Raw genomic sequence first — 25112 nt, 5'->3', positions numbered from 1 at the left:
AAGCTGTCTGTGAAAAAAATAAATCTACCAAAAACAACTATCCCGACTCTGTCGACGATCATTCTTTTGCTCGTTTATGGTTTTTTTATAAAACACATATTAATTAAAACAAAAGAAAATTTAGCACAATCATTACAAACTGTACTTAATACAACAAAGCAAGCAATGGACTCCTGGGCCACGGGTGAAAAACAGGTCACTCAATACTGGTCCACACAAAAAGAAATTCAAAATTTTGCAGTAGAGTTATTAGAGATTGAAAAAATGAATTCAAAGAATAATAAGTCCTTAAAATATAAACTGGTTGAAAGCAATGCTCAAAAGAAAACAAGGGAATTGATGCTGCCTTTTATTAAATCCAAAGGCCATAACGGCTATTTCATTATTTCACCAAGTTTTGTTAATTTAGCTTCCTCTCGAGATACAAATATCGGGGAAATCAACCCACTGAAATACAAAAAAAAATTAATTAAAAAAGTATTAAAGGGAGAGACTGTTTTTTCACATCCTATGAAAAATGATCTTTCTGAAAGTAATGCAAAAGATAGAACAATGTTTACCCTTGCTCCAATAAAAAATGATTCGGGTGAAGTTATTGCAATTTTTACCCTGAGAATTCATCCAGATTCAGATTATACAATGTTATTAGAAAGAGGGCGGATGGGAGAGACAGGAGAGACTTATTCATTTGATGAAAATGGACTTATGTTAAGTAGAACAAGATTTATTGATCAACTTAGAGATATAGGTTTAATAGATGAAAAAAGTAAAACAACTATTTCAACGATCTCTATACGTGACCCAGGGAAAAAATTAGGCAAGAATACCAGATCTCAACTCGTTGATCAGACGAATATGAAACCAACTTTAATGGTTCAAAATGCAATTTTAAAAAAATCAGGAATAAATTTAGAAGGATATAGGGATTATCGAGGGGTAAAGGTTATTGGGGCATGGACTTGGGAGAATCCTCTTAATATTGGAATTACAACAGAAATAGATCATGCAGAAGCATATGATATCTTTTACACGACATTAGTTGGTTCAACAATTTTCTGTCTTATTTCAATAATTGTCATTTGGATTATTAATATGGTTCTTAATTCAAGACAAAAAATTGAAAATGAAATTAGAGAAGTTGAAATTTCAAATGAGATGAAGTCGAAGTTTCTAGCGACAATGAGTCATGAAATCCGTACTCCTATGAATGGTATAATAGGTATGCTTGGAATTATAAGAGAAACCAATTTAACTGTTGAACAAAAAGAAATTTTAAACACAATAAAGATAAGTAGTGATAAATTATTGTCTATTTTGAATGATATTTTAGATTTTAGTAAGATTCATTCAGGTAAAATGACGTTTGAAATGATAACTTTCAATACTTATGATATTCTTAAAAACTCAATTAATCTTTTTAAAACAGAAGCGATGAAGAAAAAAATAATTCTATCCCAAGAAGTAGACTCAAATCTTCCTTCCTATTTGAAGGGAGACTACGTAAGAATTCAACAAATCATCAATAACTTAATCTCAAATGCTTTAAAGTTCACAACGAGAGGTTCTGTTAAGGTTAAATTTTTATGTAAAACTAAAAACAAAAATAAATGCGATTTAATAATTGAAGTGATAGATACTGGTTGCGGTATACCTGAGGAAAAAGTTAAAAATCTATTTACTCCTTTTACCCAAGCAGATGAGTCGATAAACCGAAAATATGGAGGTACAGGTTTAGGACTTGCAATTATCAATGAACTTGTTCACTTGATGAAGGGAGAAGTAAAAGTTGTCAGTGAGCTTGGCACAGGAACAACGTTTACAGTTTGTCTACCGTTAGACATCAGTCCCGAAGATCATATGATGAAACAACCAGATGAAAAGGTAGTCTATGATATTAATTTTGGAAGAAATATCAAACATAAAATACTTGTGGTTGAAGATAATGAAATTAATCAAATTCTTCTGAAAAAAATGTTATTTAAATTAGGTCTAACATGCGATATTGCCAACAATGGTAAAGAAGCGTTACAAATAATCAAAGATACAAAAATTCCCTATACTCTAATTTTTATGGATTTACAGATGCCAGAAATAGATGGTTTTGAAACTACAAGAAGAATATTAGCAATGTTTAATGAAAATGCTCCTCAAATTGTTGCTCTAACTGCAAATGCTTTCGTATCTGATATTAATAAATGTAAAGAAGTGGGATTGAGTGCATTTATCAGTAAGCCAATTGATGTCAATAAATTAAAGGAAGTATTAGCAGCGTAAAAAATAAAATGAAAAAAATAAATAATGATAAAAAGTATATGTTAAAATAATTAAAGCTTATGACAGATATAATTTTACGTCCTGAAAATAGAATTACATGGTCTCTCCTTGCTTTCCAAGGGGGATTTGTTAATGTTGGGGGACTACTTACCGTCCACATTTTTGTCTCACATATTACTGGTTTTTCTGCTCACTTTAGTATTCATACAATGAATGGTGATTTTGCCAATTCGATATATTTTTTGTTAGTCCCCGTCTTTTTTTTGGGGGGAGCATTTTTAAGTTCAATATTTACAGAAGTTAGAAAACAAAAAAACCGGCCCCCAGTATATATCCATATTTTGGTTATCCAAAGTATTTTATTTCTGGTGGTTTCCATATTGGGTAAATTTGGATTTTTTGGAAATTTTGGAGAAGAATTTCATAATTTTAGAGACTTTATCTTACTTTCCATCTTGGCGTTTTCTTGTGGAGCTCAAAATGCAATTTTCACCCATTATTCTAAATCGATTATTAGAACGACTCATTTGACAGGTATAACGACTGACCTCGGAATAGGATTGGCAAAATCAATCATTTCAAAAGAACATAGTGAAGATTATTTTAATAAAATTCGGATTAATTTGATAATTTCTTTTATTCTTGGAAGTCTTTTTGGGGTTGCCATCTTCCCCAAATTTCAGTTTCTTTCTTTTCTATTTCCTTCATTTTTTAGCATTCTTGTAGGACTAAAGCTCTACAAGTCAAGAAAGAATGCCATTGTAAAATAATCCGATCATATTTCTTCTTAAATTATTAAGAATTAACTTTAAAAAAATAAAATGTTTTTCGATGAATCTTTCTACTTTCAATAATTTTCATATCAAGACCTATTTTTAATGAGCGTTGAATTGTTCTCATACTGAGTCCAGTAAAGTCTTGAATATCAATTGTTCTAAATGATTTCTTTTCAAAATTATTTTTTAAAAGAACTAATAAAGGATCAAGCTGGGAAATTTCATTTATATGATCAGAATCTACAAGTTTTATTCTTACATTATTGATTTTATCAAAATCAATTTTGTGTCCATATCTCTCTTTTATAATAGGTATATAAAAATGATGTTCTTTTAGAATTTGTTTAAGTTTGTATATTTGTTGTCTCATGACTTGAGGAGAACTATCGAGATAATATTCATCAGGTTTAAGTAATGAAAAAAGATAAGGAATTGAAAATGGTCTGAAAAAATCGCTTAATAAAATATTTAATAATTTGTATGAATCATTTTTGTTGCTTAAACCTTTAAAATTAACATGGCCATTTAAGTCTAGCAATTGTCCATTTCGTGGACCTATTGGAGAGTGATCTAAGACGAAATCTTTTTGAAACATTAACTGATAAGAATTTTGTATTTTTTTTCGAAAAGTAGAAATAGGTGTTCCCTTGTAAACATATTGAATTCCTTTTTCATTTGATGTAAACAACGAATGATAAAAAAAACAATCTCTGATTGTTTCTGTGTTTTTTAAAAAAGTTGATTTTTTTAAGCATTCTTTCATATCACGAATGCCTTTTTTTTTGTTTCCCATGTAAAAAGTGGTATAGGCCAACCATTTATCTATCCATAAATCAGGGCCAGTCATCTTTTTTGTATACTCCTTGGCCTTTTTTAGTAATTCAACACTTTCCCTAGGATATATATCAACAATTGCCTGCGCTTTGAATATAAGAGTATTAGCTGTTATGACGGAACTATTTAATTTCTGGTTATCTGTAAGTATTGAATCAGCAAGTTCTACAGAGTTTTCCAGAGTTTCATACGAGAGATATGACTGAAGGAGATTTAATTTAGCAATTTGCTTTCTATAATTTGATATGGGAGATGAACTAATGAACTCTTTAAAATATTTTGCTGAGTTTTTACCATCCCACAAAGCAGTATAGGCCATACCTAAAGTGAAGTTGGCTTCAGGATATTGTTCAAAGTTTCTAGTTTGTAATAGATTGATGGCCTCATGTACAGCTCCTAGAGAAACGAGACATCCAGCATATTCAATGATTTCGAGTGAAGTTGCCATTTTTAAATCATTGAACCTATTTCTTACAAAAGGCCTAAGAACTGATAAACCAAGCTCCGGAAGCCCAACTCTTTTACATATATTAGCGAGAACTGTTTTTTTATTTCTAGAAAGTGAACCCCTTTTCGCAATTTTTTTTATGTTTTGCTTAACTAAAAGATGTTCGCCCTGTTGAATTAAATGTTCAATTTTGTCGAAGTCTATATCATTTATCCTGTTGAAATTAATATATTATATAGCGACATAAATATGACAAATAATATCAAGATAACATGGCAATATTAGAAAAACAACTAAAAGGTGTAACTTTTATGAAAGCATCAATATCAAAAAATACAATGAAAATGTGTTCGCGCTATGTGAATTGTAATACGACAACACATGAAAGCTTTATAGATGGAAGAAAAGAAATTTCTTGGAAGAAAACATCTGAAGTTTTTGCATTGATTTATTTCATATCAAGTTTGATTACATATCTAAATGAACAAATTTCGGATTTAAAAATTTTTAAGTCATAAGGAGTACATATGGAAACTGTTAGAGAGGAAAGAAATAATAATACAATCATTGTAGATAAAAAAGTCTTTAAAGAGAGTTCTCTGTCATCTACGCAAAAAATAGAAGACGTTGATCAAGCATACAATTCTTCTGGATTATTTTATGATCTCAGAGGTCTTTGTATTTTAGTTATTGCGTATAGAAATTTTCTATTTAAACAAATTAGATATTTTGCAAAAAATATTGGAACAAAACATTTAGAAATTGCAGTTGGAACAGGAAGTTTGTTTGAACTTATTTATTTCTACTATAGAGGTTTGAATTTCTTTCGAGGGAGTCTGCCAGAGATCCATGGACTAGATTATGCTACAAATATGATTAAAGAGGCCAGAAAGAGATTTTCAAAAAGAGGCAATTTCTTTATGGATAGAATGGATGCTTCGAATATGAAATACGAAAATTATACCTTTGATACAGTTAATATTGCGAATGCGGTTCATTCTTTTCCTAATCCAAAAGAATGTTTGCTGGAAATACATAGAGTGATGAAGGACGGAGGTGTTTTAAGAATGAATATTCTCTCAAATCCCTCAGGGCCAAGCTTCTTAAAATATTTGGCCAATAAGGTAAACACTTTTGGTCTTAAAAAGGGAATTTTATATAAACTCTATACTCTCACAGAAATAGAAAATTTAATGAAGGAATGTGGTTTTATTATTTCAGGAATAGAAAAACATGGGAATTGCTTCTATGTTGAATGTGTAAAAGGCAAAAAATAGACATTTAGGGCATAGAGATGACTCATTTATTTGCTAGGATCATATTTTAGTTCCAATTTAGAATTAACGTAATAACAGACACTTGGGTAGTGTAATATAAGATTTAAGTATAAGTTGATTTTACCGATCAGTTACTACTTAAAATAATATTATGAAATTACAAAAGATATTCGTACATTTATTAATTTTAGTTGTCTGTCTTTCTTGTCAGGTAGAAAGTACGACAGAATTTACAGAACAACTTTTTGGTAAAAATCGAATAGAAGGAAATGGTGAAGGTGTCTGGGGGTTAGTTGTCTCATCGAAACCTACGGCCACACCAGGTGAAATTTTTGATGTGAATGTATCAGGTGGACAAGGTCCATATCAATTAATACATGATCGAGAACATTTTGAAGTACTTTCTACTGATGATCAGACATTTAAGATAAAAGTTCTCGAAGAGATTCAAGTTAATAACGATTATCTATTTCAAGTTGTTGATTCAAATGGGTTGAAAGGTGAAACAACCATTAGGGTTATAGAAGTATTTTTAGATCAATCGTCACTAGTCTTACCCACTCAAAAAAGGGGGGCCGGTGTTTCGATAAGTAAAAATTTGATGTGCGTTTCCGCATCTAGCGACAAATTAGATTCAAACGAACTCGTTCAAAATAATGGTGCTATTATCTATCGAAAAATAAATGGATCTTGGAAATTTGCTCAAAGTATAGATCAAGAATATTTAGAGCAGTCTTTGAAATTGTTTGAAGGCCAAAAACCTGATTATTATGCGAGTGGCGGCGGAGGTTACCAAAGACTTTTAGGATTTGGTAATTGTTATGTAAATGGAGAGTTTCTCATTTTATCTGATGAAACTACCATTTTTAAGGAAGATTCAGGAATGATCGATAGTAGGGGAATGTTCTCATTGTTTAAATGGGATAGTGCTACTCAGAAATTTATTTTAAAACAACTAATTTATCCAGAATCAATCTTAGAGGAATTAGGGCAATATGCAAATTTGGCCTTAAGGAATAAAATTTATTTTAAAAACAATAAGTTGATTTTTCCCCTATATAGCGGAACTTACTCTTATAGTGATAAAATAATGATTTATAATTTGGAAAATGAAATATTAAAATTTGATCAGTTGATAAAAATGGATAGAACTTATTCTACTTTGGGAGATAGAATTGAATTAAGTGATAATTTTTTGGCCATCAGTGCAAAACCCAATAAATGGTATCAAGATAAAAAATATGGAGTTTTACCAAGATCTGTACTCATTTACAAAAAGGGAATAGATCAAATTTTTCAATTGCACCAGAAAATATTCCCACCTACAGGTAGTTACACTTGGTCAGAGAATTCATTTGGCAATGATTTGAGGTTCAATTCGAATAATGAACTATTTGTTTCGCATCCTAACTCTATTCAAAACGGAGTTGTTGGAAACATATTCTACAGATATAAACTTGAAAATGATTTTTTTCAAGTTTTAGAATCTATTCCTGTAAGAGCGGACCAATTTGTAATTACATCTGCAAAAAATTTGTTTATTGTTAATTTTCAGGACAAAACAATTGGTCTTTATGATTATTCTTCAAAGTTGATGAAAATTCATGAAGTTGACAATATTCTTTTTAAGTATAGTTACACGACGAATGGATTCTATAATACCTATTCTGTTATCGATTACAGTGATGGTTTTATATCAATATTGAGCGGGGAAAATCTGCTTCAGATGATTGGGCTTGAATAAATGAAATGACAATTTGTAAAAACAATTTAAAAAATAATTTGAAGAAAGCTGATAAGAGTTAATTGCAAAGACAGAAATTGCGAATTCGCATTGAAAATTTTGAATTATTTTATCTATTATTTTTTTAATTATAAAAATTAGACTTGTTCATAAAACTGCAGTCTGATGAATACTCTAATAGAATGGCAAGAGTCTAATCTAAAAATTATTGGGATGAACAAACAAACAATTCAAAATTTAAATAAGATGGAAAATGTTATCTATCTAGGTTAAAAAAGTACCATCTTGGCAAACATTTCAAAATGATACTAAAAATAATAACTTTGCTTTTTGAGAAAAAACAAGTTTGGCTAAACAACAAATACCGATTATGGATTTTTTTCGATCGTATTCTTTTCAATATATTCGATTTCTTTTAAAATCTTTTCCTTGGTCTGAGAAGAAATTTCAGGGAAAATTTTAAGTGAAGTGTGTTTTCCCCAAATTTCTTTCAACTTAGTGAGATTTTCTTTTGTAAATTCTGTTTTAATATTTTTTTCATTTAATAATTCAATTTCTTTATCAAGTTTTTGAAAGTATTCGGAAACTTCAGATTCAACTTGTTCAATTCTTGTAATTAAATTTTTAAAATCTGCTATGCTTGTTACTGCGTCGATTCGAGATTCAAGTCCATATTTGATTTCATAAATTGGAATGTGAAGCTCGCCTACAAATTTATAAAAAACTAAACTTATATCTAAACTTTTTAAGTGTTTTTCGGTTGTTTTAATAATTTGCAGCATATTATCAATATTGCCTTCAATTCTAGAATTTTCTTTTAGTTGAAGAGAATGGTATTCGTCTTCTTTACGTTGCAACTCTTGTTTCTTTTCAATCAATTGCTCTATTTTAGGAATCAATTGACTAGCAGTTTCCATATTTTTTTCAAGCTCATCTCGATGAGAAATAAACCAATCTTCAGAGCTATAATTATCCAAAAAATTTGAGATTGATTGAACAAAAACTCTCAATACTTGAAGTACTCTTTCATCTTTTTCAATTTCAGTGTTTGCACCATTGTATTGAACTGTAAACTTTGTATTATAAGATCCATAAGCACGATATTCAGTATCCTTTGAAAATCTAACACCCAAACCTTCAAGCTCTGTTCTCATTGCTGTTATTTCAGAAAGCTTTTGATCAGCATCTTCTTGTGATTGGTCATAACTATCACTCCCACATGAAACCAGAGATATGAGAAGTAAGATTGACAGTAAATTGTGTAACATTGTTTTCATTGGCAACTCCTTGTTTAGATGAACCACTTTTATACGCTGTATTAGAATGGAAAATAAGTGCGAAAAAATTTTTTTTCAAATTTAAAAAAACGAATTGTAAAAAAAATAGGTTCTCTACAATAAATAAGAAGAATTAATACTTGGGAGACAGGATTTTTTAATTTTTTGTAAATAGTCTCACAAATTCAGGGCCGGAGGGATTTAATAATAATGCTTCCCATGTAAGTAGAAGAGCTTATGGACATAAGAACCCAAATAACTATCGGTTACGTCTCTTAAGTGTCTGTGGTTGAAGGGCTTTGGATGGTTTACCCACCATCGATCGGGAAGAATCAAGAATCAGAGAGTAATGGTGCTGAGGGCGGGACTTGAACCCGCACGACCTGTTAAGGTCACAGGATTTTAAATCCTGAGTGTCTACCAATTTCACCACCTCAGCGTGATGTATATGATTGATTTGCTAGGAGCTGATAATGTACAAATTAGTTTTAAATGTCAATCTTCAAAAATCATTCATAAGTCTGTTTTTTTTGTGCAATGAGTACATTTCTAAAATCAGTGACAGGCCAAAGAATCTTTCCTAAAATACTTCCCATGATAGAATCTACAGAAACTAATGAAGAAACAAGTCAACTTGGTTCTACATTTAGAGCAAATAGCTTTTTTAAACGAATCGAATTGTGGGCCAATACAAACACGATTTCTCCAATGCCAATAGGAACAGCTTGTTGCTCCTTTGAATATATCTCAGCATGTGGGCCAAGATATCAAATGGATAGATTTATTCCAGCACTTCTGCAAGTCGATCCTTCTGAGTCGGACTTACTTATCATTTCAGGTCCGATAACCACCAAAATGTTGCCCTACCTCTTAAGAATATATGAAAAAATGGTCTCTCCTAAATGGGTTATTGCATTGGGTGCATGTACTTCTTGTGGAGGACCTTTTAATGGGCCAAATATAATTCATTCAATTGAAAAATACATAAATATTGATCTCTTTATTCCTGGTTGCCCACCATCTCCGCAATCTATTATCGAAGGAGTACTAACTCTTAAAGAAAAAATTAAGGCCGAACTGTGAACATCTTCCAACAATTAGAAAATGAGTTTGGCGACTCACTATCAACACAAGACAATTTTACAAAAATAAATATATCTAAAGATGTCCTCAGAGAAAAAATATTTATCTTAAAATCTAAATATAAATTAGATTATTTTGTAGACCATTTTGTTGAAGATCTAGGCAATTCTTCAACTTCAAGCGACTTGTTTAGAGCATATTATCAGTTTTATTCACTTGAACATGCTATCTACGTGCTAATTGTAGTAGAAATCAATGATGGCCAATGTCCTGGACTAAGAGAAATAATTCCAAGCATAGGGTGGTACGAAAGAGAAATGCACGATCTGTTTGGGGTTCAGTATGATACCTATGCAAGAGGTATACCATCTCTACTGATTCCTGATCATATCAATGAAAAAACATTTTTAAATTGCTTTAATCCGAATGGAGATCTAACAATTTCAGAAATTGAAAATTTTAAGACTAAAAGTCAAAAATCAGTGTTAGATATTCAATCAGATTCATATATAGGTCACATTTCTTTAAGAGGTCCTCATTCTCAGGGGACCTATGATATTGTATGCGAAATTGAAGAGGATAAGATAATTAGTGCGAGACCCAGAGCAGGATTTGTCCATAGGGGAATTGAAAAGCAACTACAAACGATTAAATATCAGTTTGCAAACCATCTTCTTGAGCGACTCAATTTTAATTCAGCATTTATAAATTCTGAATTATGGATTCAGCTAGTTGAAAAAGTTTTAAAAATAACTCCTACTGATTATACAATGGCCGCACGTATGGTCTTTATAGAATTTGCGAGAATAAGTGATCACTTACAAAGCCTGGCATCCATGTGTTATGAAGTTGGAGCTACAGATCTATCAAATGATCTTTACCTATCAAAAGAAATGATCCATGAAATCTATGAAAAATGTTCAGGTCATCGTTTTACGATGACACTGAATAGAATTGGAGGTCTTTCAAAACAACTCCCTAAGGCCTGGGTAAGTTCTTCATTTGAAGTACTATTTAAAATTGAAAATGTTGTAGCTTCTACCTACAAAAAGTTAGTAAGATCTCGTGGTTGGATGGAAATGACAAAAAGAGGAATTATTAATGCATCTGAAGCAGTTAAAATAGGAGCTTCTGGGCCCACACTTAGAGCAACAGGAATAAATTTTGACTTAAGGAAACAATTTCCTTTTTACTTTTATGACGATATTGATTTCGAAATTCCACTAGGTGTTTATGGATCAAGCTATGATCGGTTTTTAGTGAGAGTTGAAGAAATTTTACAATCAATTAGGATTATTTCACAAGTTCTAGATAACTTTCCGGCCACTTCACATGTCACAGAAAGTTTTTTAGATAGATTTTTCAACTATCACCAAACAAATGAACTTGATGATAGAATTGTCAAAAGTAATTATGTCATTAATGAGGCGATGTGTATCCCTGAGGGAATCTATGTACATCATATTGAATCAAGTAATGGACTTTTAGGCATGACGCTCATTTCTGACGGAAAAGAGAGTCCAAAAAGGGTAAAGATTAAAGCTCCGTCATTTGATCATTTTCAAACATTTAGTAAAATATCAATAGGACTTAACCCACAAGAAGTAAGATTGGCCCTAAATTCTGTTAATATAAATTCTTCTGAAATGGATCGATAAAATGATTATTAAAAGAATATTTTTTAATAAAAAATCAATAATTTCATCCATACTGTTTTTTTTTAAGGAGATAATTTATTTTACTTTTTATATGAGATTAAAACAAAAATCTCCTCTAATTTTTTACCCTTTTGAAAAATATCGTACATCAAATCGCTATAGAGGATTAATCGCACTAACAACAACAGAAAAAAGTGAATTAAGCTGTATTTCATGTGGAATTTGTCTATCAGTTTGTCCTGTCAATTGTTTATATATTGAAACAAATAATGTTTTAAAAAATGAACAGAGACCTCCGTTAGATTTCAAGATTGATATCCTTAAGTGTGTTTACTGTGGATTTTGTGAGGAAATATGTCCTGTGGATGCTATTCGTTTAACGAGTGAGCTCCCACCCATAATTCGCAAAAAAGAAGATGCCATCTGGGGAATTGAGGAACTTGCTTTTCGCAAAAGTTTAAATGGTGGTAAGGGACTAAGAGGACTCTTAAAGTAAAACTATACTTAATTTGAAATTTCCAGGTTTCCTAAGTGATACGATGAGACACGTCTTTTTGAAAGAAAGGTAAAACCATTTGAAAAAAGTATTTTAACATTTTTATTTACGCCAATGAATGAAGTTACAAATGAGTCAATTTCACATCGATAAGAAATTTCAAATCTTCCCTTTTTTGAAAGTGAAAACTTGTAATCAGTATGTTTCCCAGGTAGATGAATTTCTTCAACATTTCCGTCGATAATTACACTTGGATTCCCTTCAATTAATAAACTTTCATGGCCACTAGAACCATATACAGAAGCACTATGTTTAATTGTTGTTTGTGTATTTTTTCCTAAAAAAACATTTTTAGTATCTGAGAATTCAATTGGTACAAATTTTCCACTTGTAAGTGAAATTTTAGTACTGTTTAAGTTTATGGATGTTGGATGATCAATTTCAGCAGAACACTCTTTAATGTTTAAATGACGAAATAATAACTGATTGGGATCCCAATATTGAGAATTAGGATCTTTATAATTACTATTTAAGAAGATTATTGAATTTATTCCTGTTAAATTAACATCTGTTAAATCTTTAATTGAAAACCAAATCGCTGAGTTCGTTTTAACACTTTGATTTGTTTTAAACCAATACTCTATCGGTATTTTCACTGCCTCTCCCGGTCTTAATTTTATAAGTTGAGGGTTTTCGACAGCAAAATTTCTCTTATAGAATTCATTTTCGGTAATGATTGAAATATCTTCAGGGCCCAAACCTGTGCTGATTTTGTTATTTGAAAGGAGCGATAGGGAATAGGTCGATTCTCCACAAAACGAAGGTTTGTTATCGTGCAAATAAAAATGGGCCAATTTTTTATCACCAATCTCTCGTCCATTAAAATCATAGATTTGTGTTATTCCTGGTGTCTGTAAACATTCTTGATTGTAAATACAATCTTTACTATCCTTACAAGTTTCAGGTGTAACATTTTTAACGATTGATCTCACAAACCTATTGTTAATGAAGAGACTTAATTTTATCTTGAAATCAGAAGTTATTTTATATTCATCAAAAACAAATTCAAGCTCTCTTTTTAAAGAGCTACTATTATAATCGATGGCAAGCTCATTTTGATGCTCATTTTTAATATTTTGATCTAGATTATCTATTTCGACCCTAATTTGTTGATGATTACATTTTCCAATGACTTCTTCAGGGGTATAACTTACATAAAATGAACCTGACTTTGAATACGCAAATCTTTTAGGAAGAAAAACCTGTAACGAATCCGAATGATAGACATGCGTGCATTCTTCATAGTCTGGCTCATGATCACTTAATGTACTTCCTCTAAATTCGATTTCAAAATAAGGTATATTAATATTGTGAAATTTTTTTACAACCATTTCAAAATCAGAGTCTGGATCAGAATATATGTCTCCTTCCTTAAATCCTCCAATGAAATTAGAAGAGGGTTTATTTGTAGTATATCCAATATCATCTGTCGCATACTTATGAACTAAGACTTGATTTTTATATTGACTAGAAATAATGGGGTTTGCAAAACTAATAAAATGCCTATTCCAATAAATGACACTTGATCCATCGAAGACCTCATTTCCATTTTCAAATTCTTCCATAGAATATAATCTGAATGTTTTGTTCTTCACTGCCAACTTATAACCTCTTTCCGGAGAGAGAATGTCAAGATTTCTTAATTTAATTGGATTCATCCTATACTTTTGATTGCTTATTCCCATTATACAAGTATCATCACCGTAATTATAATTTATACTACCAGGAGGATTTCCTTTCTCTTTCCCTGAATGCGAAAGTCCAATCGTATGGCCTAGTTCGTGTATTGCAATGTCTAAATTCAAACCAGAAACAAGGGCCGTGACTGGATAAGTGATAAAACTTCCATTGACTAACTTTGCAATCGAATATTCATTGTACTTTGCAAGAAAAGCTATTCCACCCCAGCATCCATTGCCTGCACCATTTCCCAAAATCGTAACAACTCGATTAAACTGATTCGGACTATTTCCCACACTTGCAAAAGGACTGACATCATTCCCAATTCCATACCAATTTTGACAGCCTGGATAATTTTTATTAACTCTACCTTCTATAATTTCAACTTCGATATCAAAGTTATTCCAAACTGAATTTTCAAATATATTTTCAAATTGTTCCGCAAATTCTGGAGTGATAACTGGAGCTTGTAGATCGTTATAAGACAATGCAACGAGGGCAACTTTGTATTTTATAATCTCACCATCTCCAAGTAATGTTGCTTTCGAAAGTGTATTTTGCTGAATATCTTTAATATTTTCATCTTTTAATAAGATGTAATAATTTTCAGATTCATTTGTAGCTTCACTATTATTTAAGTAAATAATCGTTTCGACGTTGGGTAATAAGTTTGAATATTTCTTGGACTGGATTTTATATATCTGATTATTGCTTGATTGCAAAAAAACTTCCTGCTTCGGACCATTGTCACTTTCTATAATCGCGACTTGGGTTGAACCATAAATGACAGTCTTATCGATAAGATTCGTATTTATTATTTCTCTTTTTCCACATGATAAACTAAAAAAAATTATAAATAGATAAAACAAATTATTTTTCAAAATATATTCTCCCAATAAGATACATTTTCTTATCGGCATTTTTAAACAAATCTATGCGCTAAAAATCAAAAAGCAATATTGTCAGAAATATTAAAAAAGTTCATCTCGATCTATTTTTCGTTCAAGAGATTTGTTTAAAAGAGAGAAAAAATCGGATCTACTAATTTCTATCGCTCCAAGTTTATGTGTTGCCGGCGTCACCATCTGAGTATCAATCCATGTAATGCCACTTAGTTTTAGTTTTTCTAAAAGAAAATATAAGGCAAATTTAGAGGCGTTTGCTTTTTTATAAAACATAGATTCACCTGAAATAAAATAATTTATACAGACTCCATACAAACCACCTGCCAATTCACCTTTGTCGTAAACTTCAACTGAATATGCATAACCCATTTCAAACATATGACAATAGGCCTGGATCAACTCTGGCGTAATCCATGTTCCTGCAGGCCCAGAACGATTTTGGGTGTTTGCACAATTTTCTATCACCGAGCGGAAATCATAATTGAATTTTACCTCATATGATGTAGTATTCAGAAATCTTCTAAAGCTTCGAGAAACATGAAAATTATCTGCAAATAAAACGCCTCTTGGATCAGGACAAAACCAGGCCAAAGGAAACTCTTGCGAAATAGGCCAGGGAAATATCCCTTGCCTATAGGCAAAAAGTAGTGAGTTAACTTCTAAATCACCGCCTAAGGCCAAAAGACCGTCCTTATCAGCTAACTCTATAGGTGGAAATTGAATGATGGCCATATACACCCCTTAAATACTATTTAATATTCTAGTATAATCTACTTTCATTGACTAATTAGGAAATTTGAGGTCTATTCCTCTCTAAGGTGAGATTCATGATAAACTTAAAAACGAAAGAAGAAATTGAAATAATGCGAAAAAGCTGCCAGCTGGCCGCCAATACCTTGGTTTATGTTGAACAGTTTGTTAAACCTGGTGTTACAACAGGTGAACTTAATAATATTTGTCATAAATTTATAACTTTAAATAAGGCCTACCCGTCTCCACTTAATTATCATGGATTTCCAAAATCTGTATGTACTTCTCGTAATGAAGTAATATGCCATGGTATTCCTAGAGATGATGAATCTCTTTTTGATGGAGACATCCTTAATATTGATGTGACGACTTATTTAAACAACTTTCATGGAGATACGAATAAAACATTTTTGATTGGTAATGTTCGCCCAGAAATCCAAAAACTAGTAGAAGTGACAAAAGAATGTCTATTTGAGGCAATAAAAATAGTAAAACCAGGTGCCAGGCTCGGTGATATTGGTGCTATTATTCAAGAAATTGCACATTCTTATCAGTATTCAGTTGTCAGAGAATATTGCGGACATGGAATTGGTAGGGAGTTTCATGAAGCTCCTCAAGTTGTTCATTATGGAAAAAAAGGGACTGGCATAGAAATTAAAGAAGGAATGACCTTTACAATTGAACCCATGATTAATTTAGGAACAAGAAATTGCCATGTGTTAGAAGATGATTGGACTGTTGTTACTGATGATGGACTCATTTCTGCTCAATTTGAACACACTATCTATGTTACACAAGACGGGAATGAAATTTTAACTCAACCAACTATGGAGCTCGAAGAAATCAATTCACTTGTTCAAGAGCTTGAAAAAAATGTCACAACTTAATGAGATTTTTAGAAATTCAACATTTAACAAAACTCACGTTCAGTTTCCACATGCAAAAAGCTCACACAATCTGTGGGAGTATGACTATGAACTATCTGTTGAATTGGATAATTTAAAAAAGATTAAAGCAATTTCACATAACTCTGTAGATGAGCTTTGGACTCCTTACTTTGAATTATATTGTCAATTTTGCCTAAAAAAATCTATCGCCGAAACATTGAGATTTGATTTTTCTACACTCTACTTGGAGCAGATTTGCCAAGACTTTGAGTTCATTGACCTCTACGAAGAAGGGAATTTACCATTTCTCTTTCTGCCTTCATTTCTAATGAAAAAGATTCATTTTAAATTAAATGGGGAGGAGACAAATCTTTGTGATCTCGAAGGGCAGAGTTCAAATTCTCTTATTTGTCGTTGCTTTGGTGTTTTTAGAGATCAGATTGAAGAAAAAATAAATTCTGGTGAAGTAAAAAATACGAAGGACGTAACCGATCTTTTACTCGCTGGTGGTGGTTGTTCAAGTTGTGTTGAAGACATTGAAGAAATTATCGCTCAAACACTACCACAAGAAAATTTAGAGTTAAGTGAAGAAATTCTAATAAGTCTCAATAAATATCTTAAAGCATTGTATGTCAGTAAAATATTTTTTAAAGTTGATTGTCCGTCTATTTCATATACGTCAAACAGTGAAATCAAAATAATTTGCAAAGACAAATTTACAGATATTGAGAAAAGTAAAATTGAAAAGAAATTGAAGGAAAATTTTGCAACACAATTTAATCTTGATGTTAATGTAGTCTTAGTGCTTTTCTGAATTACATTTACGAACTATATAGGCAAGATTGATTTTTGTTGATTCATTTTCATTTTTTCTACCAAGTAATTTATTAAAAATCTTTCTGACTTTATCTTTATTATTTTCATTTAGCAAAAATTCTCTAGAGACCTCACTTTCTAAATCTCTAATCTGGTCTTGAAGTGCAACAATTTCAGGAATGTATTTATCCAAACAATTTGGATTATCGCCAAAATAAAGTTTAAGTGATGATAAATAATTCATAAAAATATGAGGAGCACTAGATAATAAATTATCAACTCCTAGATTTTTCCATTGTCCTTCAGGCAAAGTTTCATCATGAAGAATAAATAAGTCTTTTCCAATAATGAGAGAGGCCTCTAAAACTTTAACTGTTCTACTTGCTCCATCTGAGCTGCAAAACTTTTGGCAATATTCTTTTTTTAAACGAAGGGGATGATCGTTTTTAATGAGATTTATGATTTCTTGATTCAGTCTGTAATGAGGCCCGTCTTGTTTAGAAATATGTATTTCAGCTTCCTCATGGCCTAAACAATTCAGCAAAGAATTGTTTTCTTCACAATCCATAGAATATGAACGCAAACAGATGGTGCAAAATGTTAAAAAGATGGCCAAAACTTTCACAAAATTCTTCCTTTTCAAGTTACAAAGTGCATAAGACAATTATAGTATGTCATAAGGTCATGCGCGCACTGTATATTACACTTATCGACAATGACGTAAAGAGGTTGAATCGATTGTTTTCACAATTTTTACAATTAAAATCAGTGTCTTGAGAGGTAAATTTGAAAGAAATGGCATTAACTGAGCATTTAGAAGAGCTGAGAAGTCGGGTAATCAAGGTTGTCTATATTTTGACAATTTCTTTTTTTGCTTGTTACGCCATGGGGAGTGAAATTTCTGAAATTCTACTTTCTCCCTTAAGAGAAGCTATTGCACAAAGAGGTGAAGGGCAAATCGTTTATTTAGGGCTTCTCGATAAAATTCTTTCACAACTACAAGTGGCCTTCTGGAGTTCAATTTTAGTGAGTTCTCCTTTTTGGTTTTATCAATTATGGGGTTTTATCAAACCTGGACTACATGATTATGAAGTCAAAGTGATTAGACCTTTTATTTTTATAGGCTTTCTCTTTTTTTGTTTAGGAGTGAGCTTTGGACATTTTGTTGTCTTTCCATATACATTTCAAACTCTATTAGGATTTGGAGTAGATAATGTGCAAGCGACTATTGGATTAAAAGACTATCTCGTTTTAGCATCTAAAGTTTTGGTTTTTTTGGGAATTATCTTTCAATTACCTAATATTCTTTTAATCATGGGATACATGGGAGTAGTGACAAAATATTCTCTTAGAAAAATTCGTCCGTATGTACTTGTTGGTTTTGCTGTACTTTCGGCCGTATTAACACCACCTGATATTTTCACAATGGCCGCTCTATGGATACCCTTAGTTATTCTCTATGAAATTGGTGTTCTTGGTGTGGCCATTTTTGTACATCCTTTTTTAGAAAAACAATACTCATAAAAGGAGCAAGCGTGCCTATTGTTATCATGATGTTCGTTCTAAGTATGTGGCTTGGAACTACATTGCTTGTTGATTTTGTTGCAGTTCCTACAGTCTTTAGAACACTAAATGAACTCTATTCAGCAGGAGAAGTTGGGATATCTATTTTTTCAAAATATGTTTATGCAGAAATAATTCTATGTGCATTTGCAATTTTTACTGCATTTTTTCTTAAAAAAAAGTGGAAATATATTCTTCCTCTCTTAGTTCTAGGTACTGGTCTAGGTGGATATTTTTATATTATTATTCCAAAAATAACAGCATTTACAGGTGAACTTAAAAAGTTAGAAGAGATGAAACTTGTTGGAGAGTTAATCAAAACTTATGAAATCTCATCTCAGTCACTTGATTATTTTCACAGTCTCTATATTAAGATGGATTCGGGGAAAATTGTTTTTCTAGTGATTCTAATATTGTTTTTATTTTTTGATGCAAGAAAATTAAGGGAAACAACATGATTTTAATCACAGGGGCCGCAGGTTTTATAGGCAGTGTTTTGGCCAAAGAATTAAGCGACGCTGGAGAAAAACTTTTTTTAATTGATGATGTAGACAATACGAAGTTAAAAAATATTGAAGATATAAAGTATGAGAAATTAATTTCCATTCATGAAATGTGGGAATTAACTGATGATGTTTGGCAGTCATTTTCAAAAATATTTCATATGGGTGCATGTTCTTCAACAACAGAGAGAAACTGGAATTACTTAAAAGAAAATAACATTGAATACTCACAGAAAATATTTCAAAAGGCCTCACAGTTTCAAATTCCTTTAGTCTATGCCAGCTCTGCGGCAACCTATGGTGCTGGAGAAAAAGGATACGATGATGACCATTCAAAGATGTCTGAATTATGCCCACTCAATTTCTATGGTAAATCAAAACAAGAAATGGATCTGTGGGTTTTAGAACAAGAAAAAACTCCTCCTATTTGGTTTGGACTTAAGTTTTTTAATGTTTATGGCCCTCGTGAAAGTCATAAACATGAGATGAGATCCCTTGTTAATAAAGGACATCAACAGATTCTTGAGAGTGGAAAAGTCAAACTATTCAAATCTCACAAAGAGGGATTTGAAGATGGCAAACAGCTTAGAGATTTTATCTATGTAAAAGACGTAACCAGGGCCATGAGAGAGCTTATAGAAACTTCTAATCCCATATATAGTGGTATCTATAATTTAGGTACAGGTTGTGCCAGAAGTTTTTATGATCTGATTGTTGCTACGTTTGTAGCGATGGATAGGGAAGTTAATATTGAGTTTATCCCTATGCCATTAGAGTTACGTGATCAATACCAGTATTTTACAGAAGCAAAAATGGAAAAATTTAAAAAAGTCCTTCCTGAATTTAAATTTCATTCTCTCGAAGAGGGTGTAAATGATTATGTGAGAAAATATTTAAATAAATAAGATCAAATTATCAAATTATCAAATTAGACCTTTTTACTTTTGATGCCAATCGCTAATATTTTTTGCCATTGAGGTCGGTTTCAGTCTCTACGATTGGAATACAAGACATTTTTTCTAAAAGTGGGCCCTTGTTATTTGAAATTGTTCTTCCACTCATAGCTGTAACGATTATAAGTTTATTATATTCATGTTTTTTGAGTAAAAGAACTTGAGGGCCAGCTCAACACTAAAGTGTTACTATTCTTTTTTAAATATTTTTTTAAAAAGTTTGAAAATATAATATTCTTTTTGCAGAAACTTTTTCTTCTCCCACTTTCTTATTTTTTGATAGTCTTCCTCAAGTTGTTCTCGAGACTCATGTGCCAGAATTATTTCGGCAACTTGAGTTTCCATGTCTATCGTTTTATGAACTTTTTCACCATCTTTGTATTTTGCCCAAGAGTCTACATAAGAGGGGAGTTCTTTAACTTGATTAAAATCTTTTGCTGAAAAACGAAGCCCACTTGTATGAGAGTTCACTGTCACAAAAATCATGTTTTTTCTTAAATGGTAACCTTCATAATTATCGAGCATCTCTTCAAATCTCTCAGGGTGATCATATTTAATGACCATTAAATCGAGTTGATTTCTACCTTCTAACAAAGCTGGAGATGATTGGTGAGGCATATCAGAACCCATCATTCGAGCACCAACTTCAATCATAACAGGGCCTCTACCTGGAACTAATTTGAGCTCCATGTGTGAAGCACCTTCATCTAAGTGGATGGCCTTAAGTGCAGCTAAGGCATAAGGAATTATCTGTGATTGAAAATCTCCTTCGTACGGATGAAGTTTATCCAAATCATAGATATCAGTAGCACCTTTTTGATGTTTTTTAACATATTCCCAAATATCAGAGGTCATATGTCTTCCACCTTGTCCAACAGTGTTGTGAACAAATTCAGGGCCCTCCAAATACTCTTGGATAAGTAATTTATCAGGAATTTTATTGTAAACACCTTTACTAGAAAGCGCTTTCTTAAAATGCTTTCTCACTTCTGTAGGAGACATGCACTTTTTGACCCCAACTGTTCCACAGCCATCATAAGGTTTTACGATAACTGGATACTCTGTGTTTTCAGTAACCCACTCAAGGGCCTCATTTACATCAGCTGTAAGTTTTTGTTTTACGGCATCTAACCCCGCATCCCTAAGGGCCTCATTCATAAGGTATTTATTTCTTTTGAGTTCTGAATATTGCGTATCGTTATGTACAGTATTAAATCGTTCAGCAATTTTATCGGCCAGTAAAACTCCGGATTCACTTCCAGCTAGGACAAATGCAATATCTTGCTCTTCAAGCATTGAAATCATTTTGTCCCAATCTTTATCGTATATATAATTAATCTTAAACGCCGAGCGAAATTTTTCAATTGCATGTGTATAAATAGTGGGATGAGTTGGATTTGACTCAATGTGAAGAAACTTATAACCAAGATGTTCGAACATTTCAACAAGCCTATTTCCCGAACCATAGTGATCTACTCCCACTACAGTCTTTAACTTTTGCCCGAGTAGCTGCTCTTCACAATTAAGAAAAGTGTCTCCTTTCAAAGTAATTGGTTCTTTTTTGTAAGGTTCTTCTTTTGCAAGCAAAGATCGCAATGAATCTTTGAACGTCTTTTTTTGGTCACTAGTTTGAGCACATAAGAAGTTTGTTGTAAGAAGTAAGATAATAAGAATTTTCACAGCTATTCTACCCTTTTTATTTTGAAGCGACTGGTTTAACACGTGGTGAAGAGTTTGAAAATACGAAGATGAATAAAATATAGTAAAGAAGTCGGAATAAAATGCCGATGTATTTCATCAGATGTTAGGGGGAATAATAAATGATGGCCTAATTTTTAAACAAAATGCACCTATAAGTTGTTGAATATATGAGATTTTTGTATTTTTTTTTGTTGAGCGACAGAAAAACTCTATTAATAGCGTCATACGGTAGTTGACTTAGCTGTTTCTTCAGCATGATAATATTTTTGTAACTTAATTGTAGACACGAATAGTTTACAATTGTTGTGTCGCGGGAACTAAGGAAAGTAACCATCACTTTATGGAGGATATTATGAGACTTACATCTAAAGGCCGTTATGCAGTAAGAGCAATGCTTGATCTAACTGCTAAATCAAATGGAAACCCTGTCAGACTTCAAGAAATTTCAAACAGACAGAACATTTCACTTCACTATCTTGAACAATTGTTTAGAAAGTTAAGAAATGGTCAAGTTGTTAAGTCTGTTCGTGGACCAGGTGGCGGCTATGTTTTAGCTAGATCTATGGATGAAATTTCAGTAAAAGACGTTTTAGACTGTGTTGGAGAAAATATTAATCCGGCCAAAGACATAATTGGAACTGAAGCTGAAAGTGCAAATACTGTAGAATATCATTTATCTCGTGATTATTTTGAAAATCTTGGAATTATTATGAGAGAATACCTTACAACTACAACTCTTGGTGATTTAACAAGAAAAGCAAATACAATTGAGATACCACAAGTAGAAGAGACTGCTCAATCTGCAGAGATTGTTAGTGCTGCCAATTCTGAAAATATTTCAGAGTCAATTATTAGAGGACCTCTTGGCGAAATAAATCAATAATTTTGAAAATCTCAATTAAGGATGTCACTAAAAAAATGAGTGACATCTTTTTTTGTTTTTTCTTAATTTTTTTGATAATTTTGCGGACATGATGAAGACATACTATTTAGATTACAATGCGACCGCACCATTAGTAAGTTCCGTAAAAGAACTTTTAAAGAAAGACGAATTTCCATTTGCAAATGCTTCTTCCCTTCATAGGGATGGGAAATCATCTCGTAGGTCAATGTTACTATCTCAAGAAGCTATAAAAAAGTGCTTCAAACAAAATGAACATTTTCATCTATTTTTTCATTCAGGAGCAACTGAAGGTATAAATACTATTTGTAAAGGTCTAGCTTTAAAATATTTTAATGAAATTTCTTTTGTTTATTTTAGTAGTGATCACTCAGCAGTAAGATCACAGAAAACTTTTTTTGAAAAACTTGGCTGCAAGGTTCTTGAACTATGTCCATTGCCAAATGGCGACTTTGATATTCAGCACACAGTAGATTCAATTAAAAATCTTAAGACCACTTATACTCTGTTAAACTATACATGGGTTAATAATGAATCTGGTGTTGTATGGACATTGGATGATGCACAGAAGATCGTTGATGAAACTAATTGCTTTGTACATGTTGATGGGGCCCAAGCAATTGGGAAAATAGAAGATTGGAACAAACTTAATTCAAAGCTTCACTATTATACTTTTTCTGGCCACAAAATTGGTGCTTTAAAAGGTGTAGGGTTGAGTTTTGTCAACACTTTGGCCCCTTTTGAATCACTCATAAATGGTGGAACACACCAAGAGGGAAGAAGAGGCGGAACGGAAAATACTCTAGGTATAAAATCTTTACAGTTGGCCTTAGAAGAGATTTGTAAAATATATTCTTTTAATAAGCAGTTTGATTTAAAACAAAAGTTTTTGAATAAACTAAATTCACGCTTCAAAGATGAAATTAATATATTAGGGAATCAATCAAAATATCAAAACTCCAATACAGTTTTTTTTGAATTTCTAAAGGAGCGCTCAGATGTTGTGTTAACAGCATTGGACTTAGAAGGTATAGAAGTTGGTACTGGATCAGCTTGTTCTTCTGGTTCTATAAAACCATCCAGTGTTGCTTTGGCCTATGGATTGAGTGAAGAAGATGCAAAAAAGGTTATAAGGATTTCATTTTCACCGATAATTGATGAAAATGAGATTGAAATTATTTTTGAAAAAATTGAAAATGTCCTTTCAAGATTTTAGTAGCAGTAAGAAGATTTGAGTATCAAAGCATATCTAATTTCATAGAGAGAAAATCTAGGATTACTCTTAGTCATTTTTGTAATCGCTTCTTGGAGTTCTATCTCATTTAAATCAATAACTTTAAGAATTTTTTCTGTGAATTGTTCCTTGGTCATCCTTTTATAACCAGATTTGAGCTCATCAATAATTAAATGGTATTCAGTAGAAACAAGGTGACTAACTCCATGTTTGCAATATGAATCAATGGCCTTGACTTCACCTAGAATCAATATTGAAAGAAGAATTTTTATTAGATACATGAAATTTCCATTAATTCTATTTCTCTAAACAGCTTAAAATAACCTTTCGAAGTGTTACTTAAAAAACGCTTGAATTTATTTCGAAGTGAAGAATTGGCCTGTTTTGCCAAATAGAGTTTATATTTATAGAGGGTGTGGTAGTAGACCATCTGTCCTTCTTTAGAATGTTTTGCTGCTTCAAAAAACTCAGTATGAGCATGATCAAAAATTTGAATTAGTAAGTTTTTATTATAATCAGCAATTGCATAGGCAAATTTAATAGATTCAATAGGATCAAGAGTGCGTTGATCAATCCCTAAGTAATTGAGATGGTTGAGTTTCTGTGAGATGAGCTCTTTTTGTTTATTAAAAACTTTCGCAGTTTTTTCATAACTTTTAATCCCAAATTCTAATAGTTCTCGTCCTTGTTTATGTCGGAGTAATTGTGAAATTTCATCTGTAGCATTTGTTTCTTGTGCATACTGAACAGGATGGGACATTTTTCTTCCAAACTCAAAAGGTGAAATTGGATTTTTATATCTATCTATTTGATCAGCAAATGTTTCTAACATTTGACTCAGCTTTAGTTCTTGTTTCGTCGGTGAAATTTTTGAAAGTTTTTTTGAAATGATATGATTACCATGATTATTGAGCTTTTCTTTAAAATCAGAACTGGCCTGCTTTCCCCAATTACTATATATACCGGCCACGTTTTCTCTTTGAACTTTTTCTATATCATGAAGAGAAACGATTTGATCTACCCTCTGTCTAAGTCTAGAAATTTGAGTTTTAGTTAAATGTTTCAATTGATATTTTTCAATGAGAAAAGAATGGCCCTCAGGGTACTTTAGGAGTTCATCAAATAAGACAAGTGCAATTTTACGAACATTTACCCTGTGAGTTATATTGTGAATAAGTACATCACTTTGAGTTTCAATAGGTACTGCTTTTAAACTGAACACTGTGAATGAATAACTTAGCCAGAAGAAGATTCTCATACTTCGATATTGCCTTTAATAATATACATTTTAA

The 25112-nt window shown here is 31.8% G+C and carries 23 protein-coding genes, 1 tRNA gene and 1 pseudogene; 16 read left to right on the top strand and 9 right to left on the bottom strand.

What is annotated here, in order from left to right; genetic code table 11:
• Positions 1-9: 9 nt before the first annotated feature.
• Both H6622_06170 and H6622_06165 read left to right on the top strand, forming a co-directional pair.
• Entirely contained in the window at positions 10-2274 is a 2265-nt protein-coding gene (locus H6622_06170) for a response regulator (GenBank protein ID MCB9061087.1), read from the top strand.
• Between the two features lie 59 nt (positions 2275-2333).
• Positions 2334-3044, top strand: a complete 711-nt coding sequence (locus tag H6622_06165; protein ID MCB9061086.1) for a DUF1275 domain-containing protein — start codon at positions 2334-2336, stop codon at positions 3042-3044.
• A 25-nt stretch (positions 3045-3069) separates the two neighbouring features.
• On the opposite strand, the gene H6622_06160 is transcribed toward H6622_06165, so the two are convergent.
• Positions 3070-4332, bottom strand: a complete 1263-nt coding sequence (locus tag H6622_06160) for a hypothetical protein (GenBank protein MCB9061085.1) — start codon at positions 4330-4332, stop codon at positions 3070-3072.
• Positions 4333-4643: 311 nt separating this feature from the next.
• Between H6622_06160 and H6622_06155 the strand changes: the two genes are divergently transcribed.
• The 3 genes from H6622_06155 (at position 4644) to H6622_06145 (ending at position 7353) form a co-directional block, all read left to right on the top strand.
• Complete coding sequence (locus H6622_06155; protein MCB9061084.1) at positions 4644-4850, top strand: hypothetical protein; 207 nt, start codon at positions 4644-4646, stop codon at positions 4848-4850.
• 9 nt (positions 4851-4859) lie between these two features.
• Entirely contained in the window at positions 4860-5609 is a 750-nt protein-coding gene (locus H6622_06150; protein MCB9061083.1) for a class I SAM-dependent methyltransferase, read from the top strand.
• Between the two features lie 151 nt (positions 5610-5760).
• The gene (locus H6622_06145) at positions 5761-7353 is read left to right on the top strand and encodes a hypothetical protein (GenBank protein ID MCB9061082.1); all 1593 of its coding nucleotides are present in this window, start codon (positions 5761-5763) and stop codon (positions 7351-7353) included.
• A 368-nt stretch (positions 7354-7721) separates the two neighbouring features.
• Here the strand turns inward: H6622_06145 and H6622_06140 are convergent, their stop codons facing one another.
• Complete coding sequence (locus H6622_06140; protein MCB9061081.1) at positions 7722-8630, bottom strand: hypothetical protein; 909 nt, start codon at positions 8628-8630, stop codon at positions 7722-7724.
• 167 nt (positions 8631-8797) lie between these two features.
• Here H6622_06140 and H6622_06135 point away from each other — a divergent pair.
• Positions 8798-8923 (top strand): annotated as a pseudogene (locus tag H6622_06135) (transposase).
• A gap of 57 nt (positions 8924-8980) precedes the next feature.
• Here the strand turns inward: H6622_06135 and H6622_06130 are convergent.
• A tRNA-Leu gene (locus H6622_06130) sits at positions 8981-9069 on the bottom strand.
• A gap of 98 nt (positions 9070-9167) precedes the next feature.
• Between H6622_06130 and nuoB the strand changes: the two genes are divergently transcribed.
• The 3 genes from nuoB to H6622_06115 all read left to right on the top strand — a co-directional run bounded on the left by nuoB (position 9168) and on the right by H6622_06115 (position 11867).
• Entirely contained in the window at positions 9168-9713 is a 546-nt protein-coding gene (gene nuoB, locus H6622_06125) for an NADH-quinone oxidoreductase subunit NuoB (GenBank protein MCB9061080.1), read from the top strand.
• Positions 9710-11371 carry an NADH-quinone oxidoreductase subunit C gene (locus H6622_06120; protein ID MCB9061079.1) on the top strand — a complete coding sequence of 554 codons (1662 nt, stop codon included), beginning with the start codon at positions 9710-9712 and terminating at the stop codon, positions 11369-11371. Before nuoB ends, H6622_06120 begins: the two co-directional genes overlap by 4 nt.
• A gap of 91 nt (positions 11372-11462) precedes the next feature.
• On the top strand, positions 11463-11867 hold the full coding sequence (locus H6622_06115) for a 4Fe-4S binding protein (GenBank protein ID MCB9061078.1): 405 nt from the start codon (positions 11463-11465) through the stop codon (positions 11865-11867).
• Between the two features lie 8 nt (positions 11868-11875).
• On the opposite strand, the gene H6622_06110 is transcribed toward H6622_06115, so the two are convergent.
• Together H6622_06110 and H6622_06105 are read right to left on the bottom strand one after the other, a co-directional pair.
• The gene (locus H6622_06110; protein MCB9061077.1) at positions 11876-14488 is read right to left on the bottom strand and encodes a hypothetical protein; all 2613 of its coding nucleotides are present in this window, start codon (positions 14486-14488) and stop codon (positions 11876-11878) included.
• 90 nt (positions 14489-14578) lie between these two features.
• Entirely contained in the window at positions 14579-15244 is a 666-nt protein-coding gene (locus tag H6622_06105) for a leucyl/phenylalanyl-tRNA--protein transferase (protein MCB9061076.1), read from the bottom strand.
• A gap of 95 nt (positions 15245-15339) precedes the next feature.
• Here H6622_06105 and map point away from each other — a divergent pair, with 95 nt between their 5' ends.
• Both map and H6622_06095 read left to right on the top strand, forming a co-directional pair.
• Complete coding sequence (gene map / locus H6622_06100; GenBank protein MCB9061075.1) at positions 15340-16149, top strand: type I methionyl aminopeptidase; 810 nt, start codon at positions 15340-15342, stop codon at positions 16147-16149.
• Positions 16136-16963, top strand: coding sequence for a (2Fe-2S)-binding protein (locus H6622_06095; GenBank protein MCB9061074.1), 828 nt, complete (start codon positions 16136-16138; stop codon positions 16961-16963). The genes map and H6622_06095 overlap by 14 nt, the downstream gene beginning before the upstream one ends.
• Here the strand turns inward: H6622_06095 and H6622_06090 are convergent.
• Positions 16949-17590, bottom strand: a complete 642-nt coding sequence (locus tag H6622_06090; GenBank protein ID MCB9061073.1) for a hypothetical protein — start codon at positions 17588-17590, stop codon at positions 16949-16951. The two genes, H6622_06095 and H6622_06090, sit on opposite strands and share 15 nt — an antisense overlap.
• Positions 17591-17751: 161 nt before the next feature.
• On the opposite strand from H6622_06090, the gene tatC reads away from it, so the two are divergent.
• Genes tatC through rfaD form a run of 3 tightly spaced genes read left to right on the top strand, consistent with a single transcriptional unit; the run spans position 17752 to position 19936 of the window.
• A complete protein-coding gene (tatC, locus tag H6622_06085) occupies positions 17752-18489 on the top strand; it encodes a twin-arginine translocase subunit TatC (GenBank protein MCB9061072.1) in 738 nt (245 codons plus the stop codon).
• 11 nt (positions 18490-18500) lie between these two features.
• The gene (locus tag H6622_06080; protein MCB9061071.1) at positions 18501-18986 is read left to right on the top strand and encodes a DUF4149 domain-containing protein; all 486 of its coding nucleotides are present in this window, start codon (positions 18501-18503) and stop codon (positions 18984-18986) included.
• On the top strand, positions 18983-19936 hold the full coding sequence (gene rfaD / locus H6622_06075) for an ADP-glyceromanno-heptose 6-epimerase (GenBank protein MCB9061070.1): 954 nt from the start codon (positions 18983-18985) through the stop codon (positions 19934-19936). Before H6622_06080 ends, rfaD begins: the two co-directional genes overlap by 4 nt.
• Before the next feature lie 237 nt (positions 19937-20173).
• On the opposite strand, the gene H6622_06070 is transcribed toward rfaD, so the two are convergent.
• Positions 20174-21664 carry an ATP-grasp domain-containing protein gene (locus H6622_06070; protein ID MCB9061069.1) on the bottom strand — a complete coding sequence of 497 codons (1491 nt, stop codon included), beginning with the start codon at positions 21662-21664 and terminating at the stop codon, positions 20174-20176.
• A gap of 373 nt (positions 21665-22037) precedes the next feature.
• Between H6622_06070 and H6622_06065 the strand changes: the two genes are divergently transcribed.
• Together H6622_06065 and H6622_06060 are read left to right on the top strand one after the other, a co-directional pair.
• Positions 22038-22568 (top strand): Rrf2 family transcriptional regulator, encoded by a 531-nt coding sequence (locus H6622_06065; protein ID MCB9061068.1) that lies wholly within the window; start codon positions 22038-22040, stop codon positions 22566-22568.
• Positions 22569-22659: 91 nt separating this feature from the next.
• Positions 22660-23802, top strand: a complete 1143-nt coding sequence (locus H6622_06060) for an aminotransferase class V-fold PLP-dependent enzyme (protein ID MCB9061067.1) — start codon at positions 22660-22662, stop codon at positions 23800-23802.
• Here H6622_06060 and H6622_06055 read toward each other — a convergent pair.
• Entirely contained in the window at positions 23799-24101 is a 303-nt protein-coding gene (locus tag H6622_06055; GenBank protein ID MCB9061066.1) for a hypothetical protein, read from the bottom strand. The genes H6622_06060 and H6622_06055 overlap by 4 nt on opposite strands.
• Positions 24092-25078: a hypothetical protein gene (locus H6622_06050; GenBank protein ID MCB9061065.1), complete on the bottom strand. Its 987-nt coding sequence runs from the start codon at positions 25076-25078 to the stop codon at positions 24092-24094. The genes H6622_06055 and H6622_06050 overlap by 10 nt, the downstream gene beginning before the upstream one ends.
• Positions 25079-25112 lie beyond the last annotated feature (34 nt).

It is taken from the genome of Halobacteriovoraceae bacterium, assembly GCA_020635115.1.
Taxonomy (GTDB): domain Bacteria; phylum Bdellovibrionota; class Bacteriovoracia; order Bacteriovoracales; family Bacteriovoracaceae; genus JACKAK01.
This window is presented reverse-complemented; position numbering and strand designations above follow the sequence as displayed.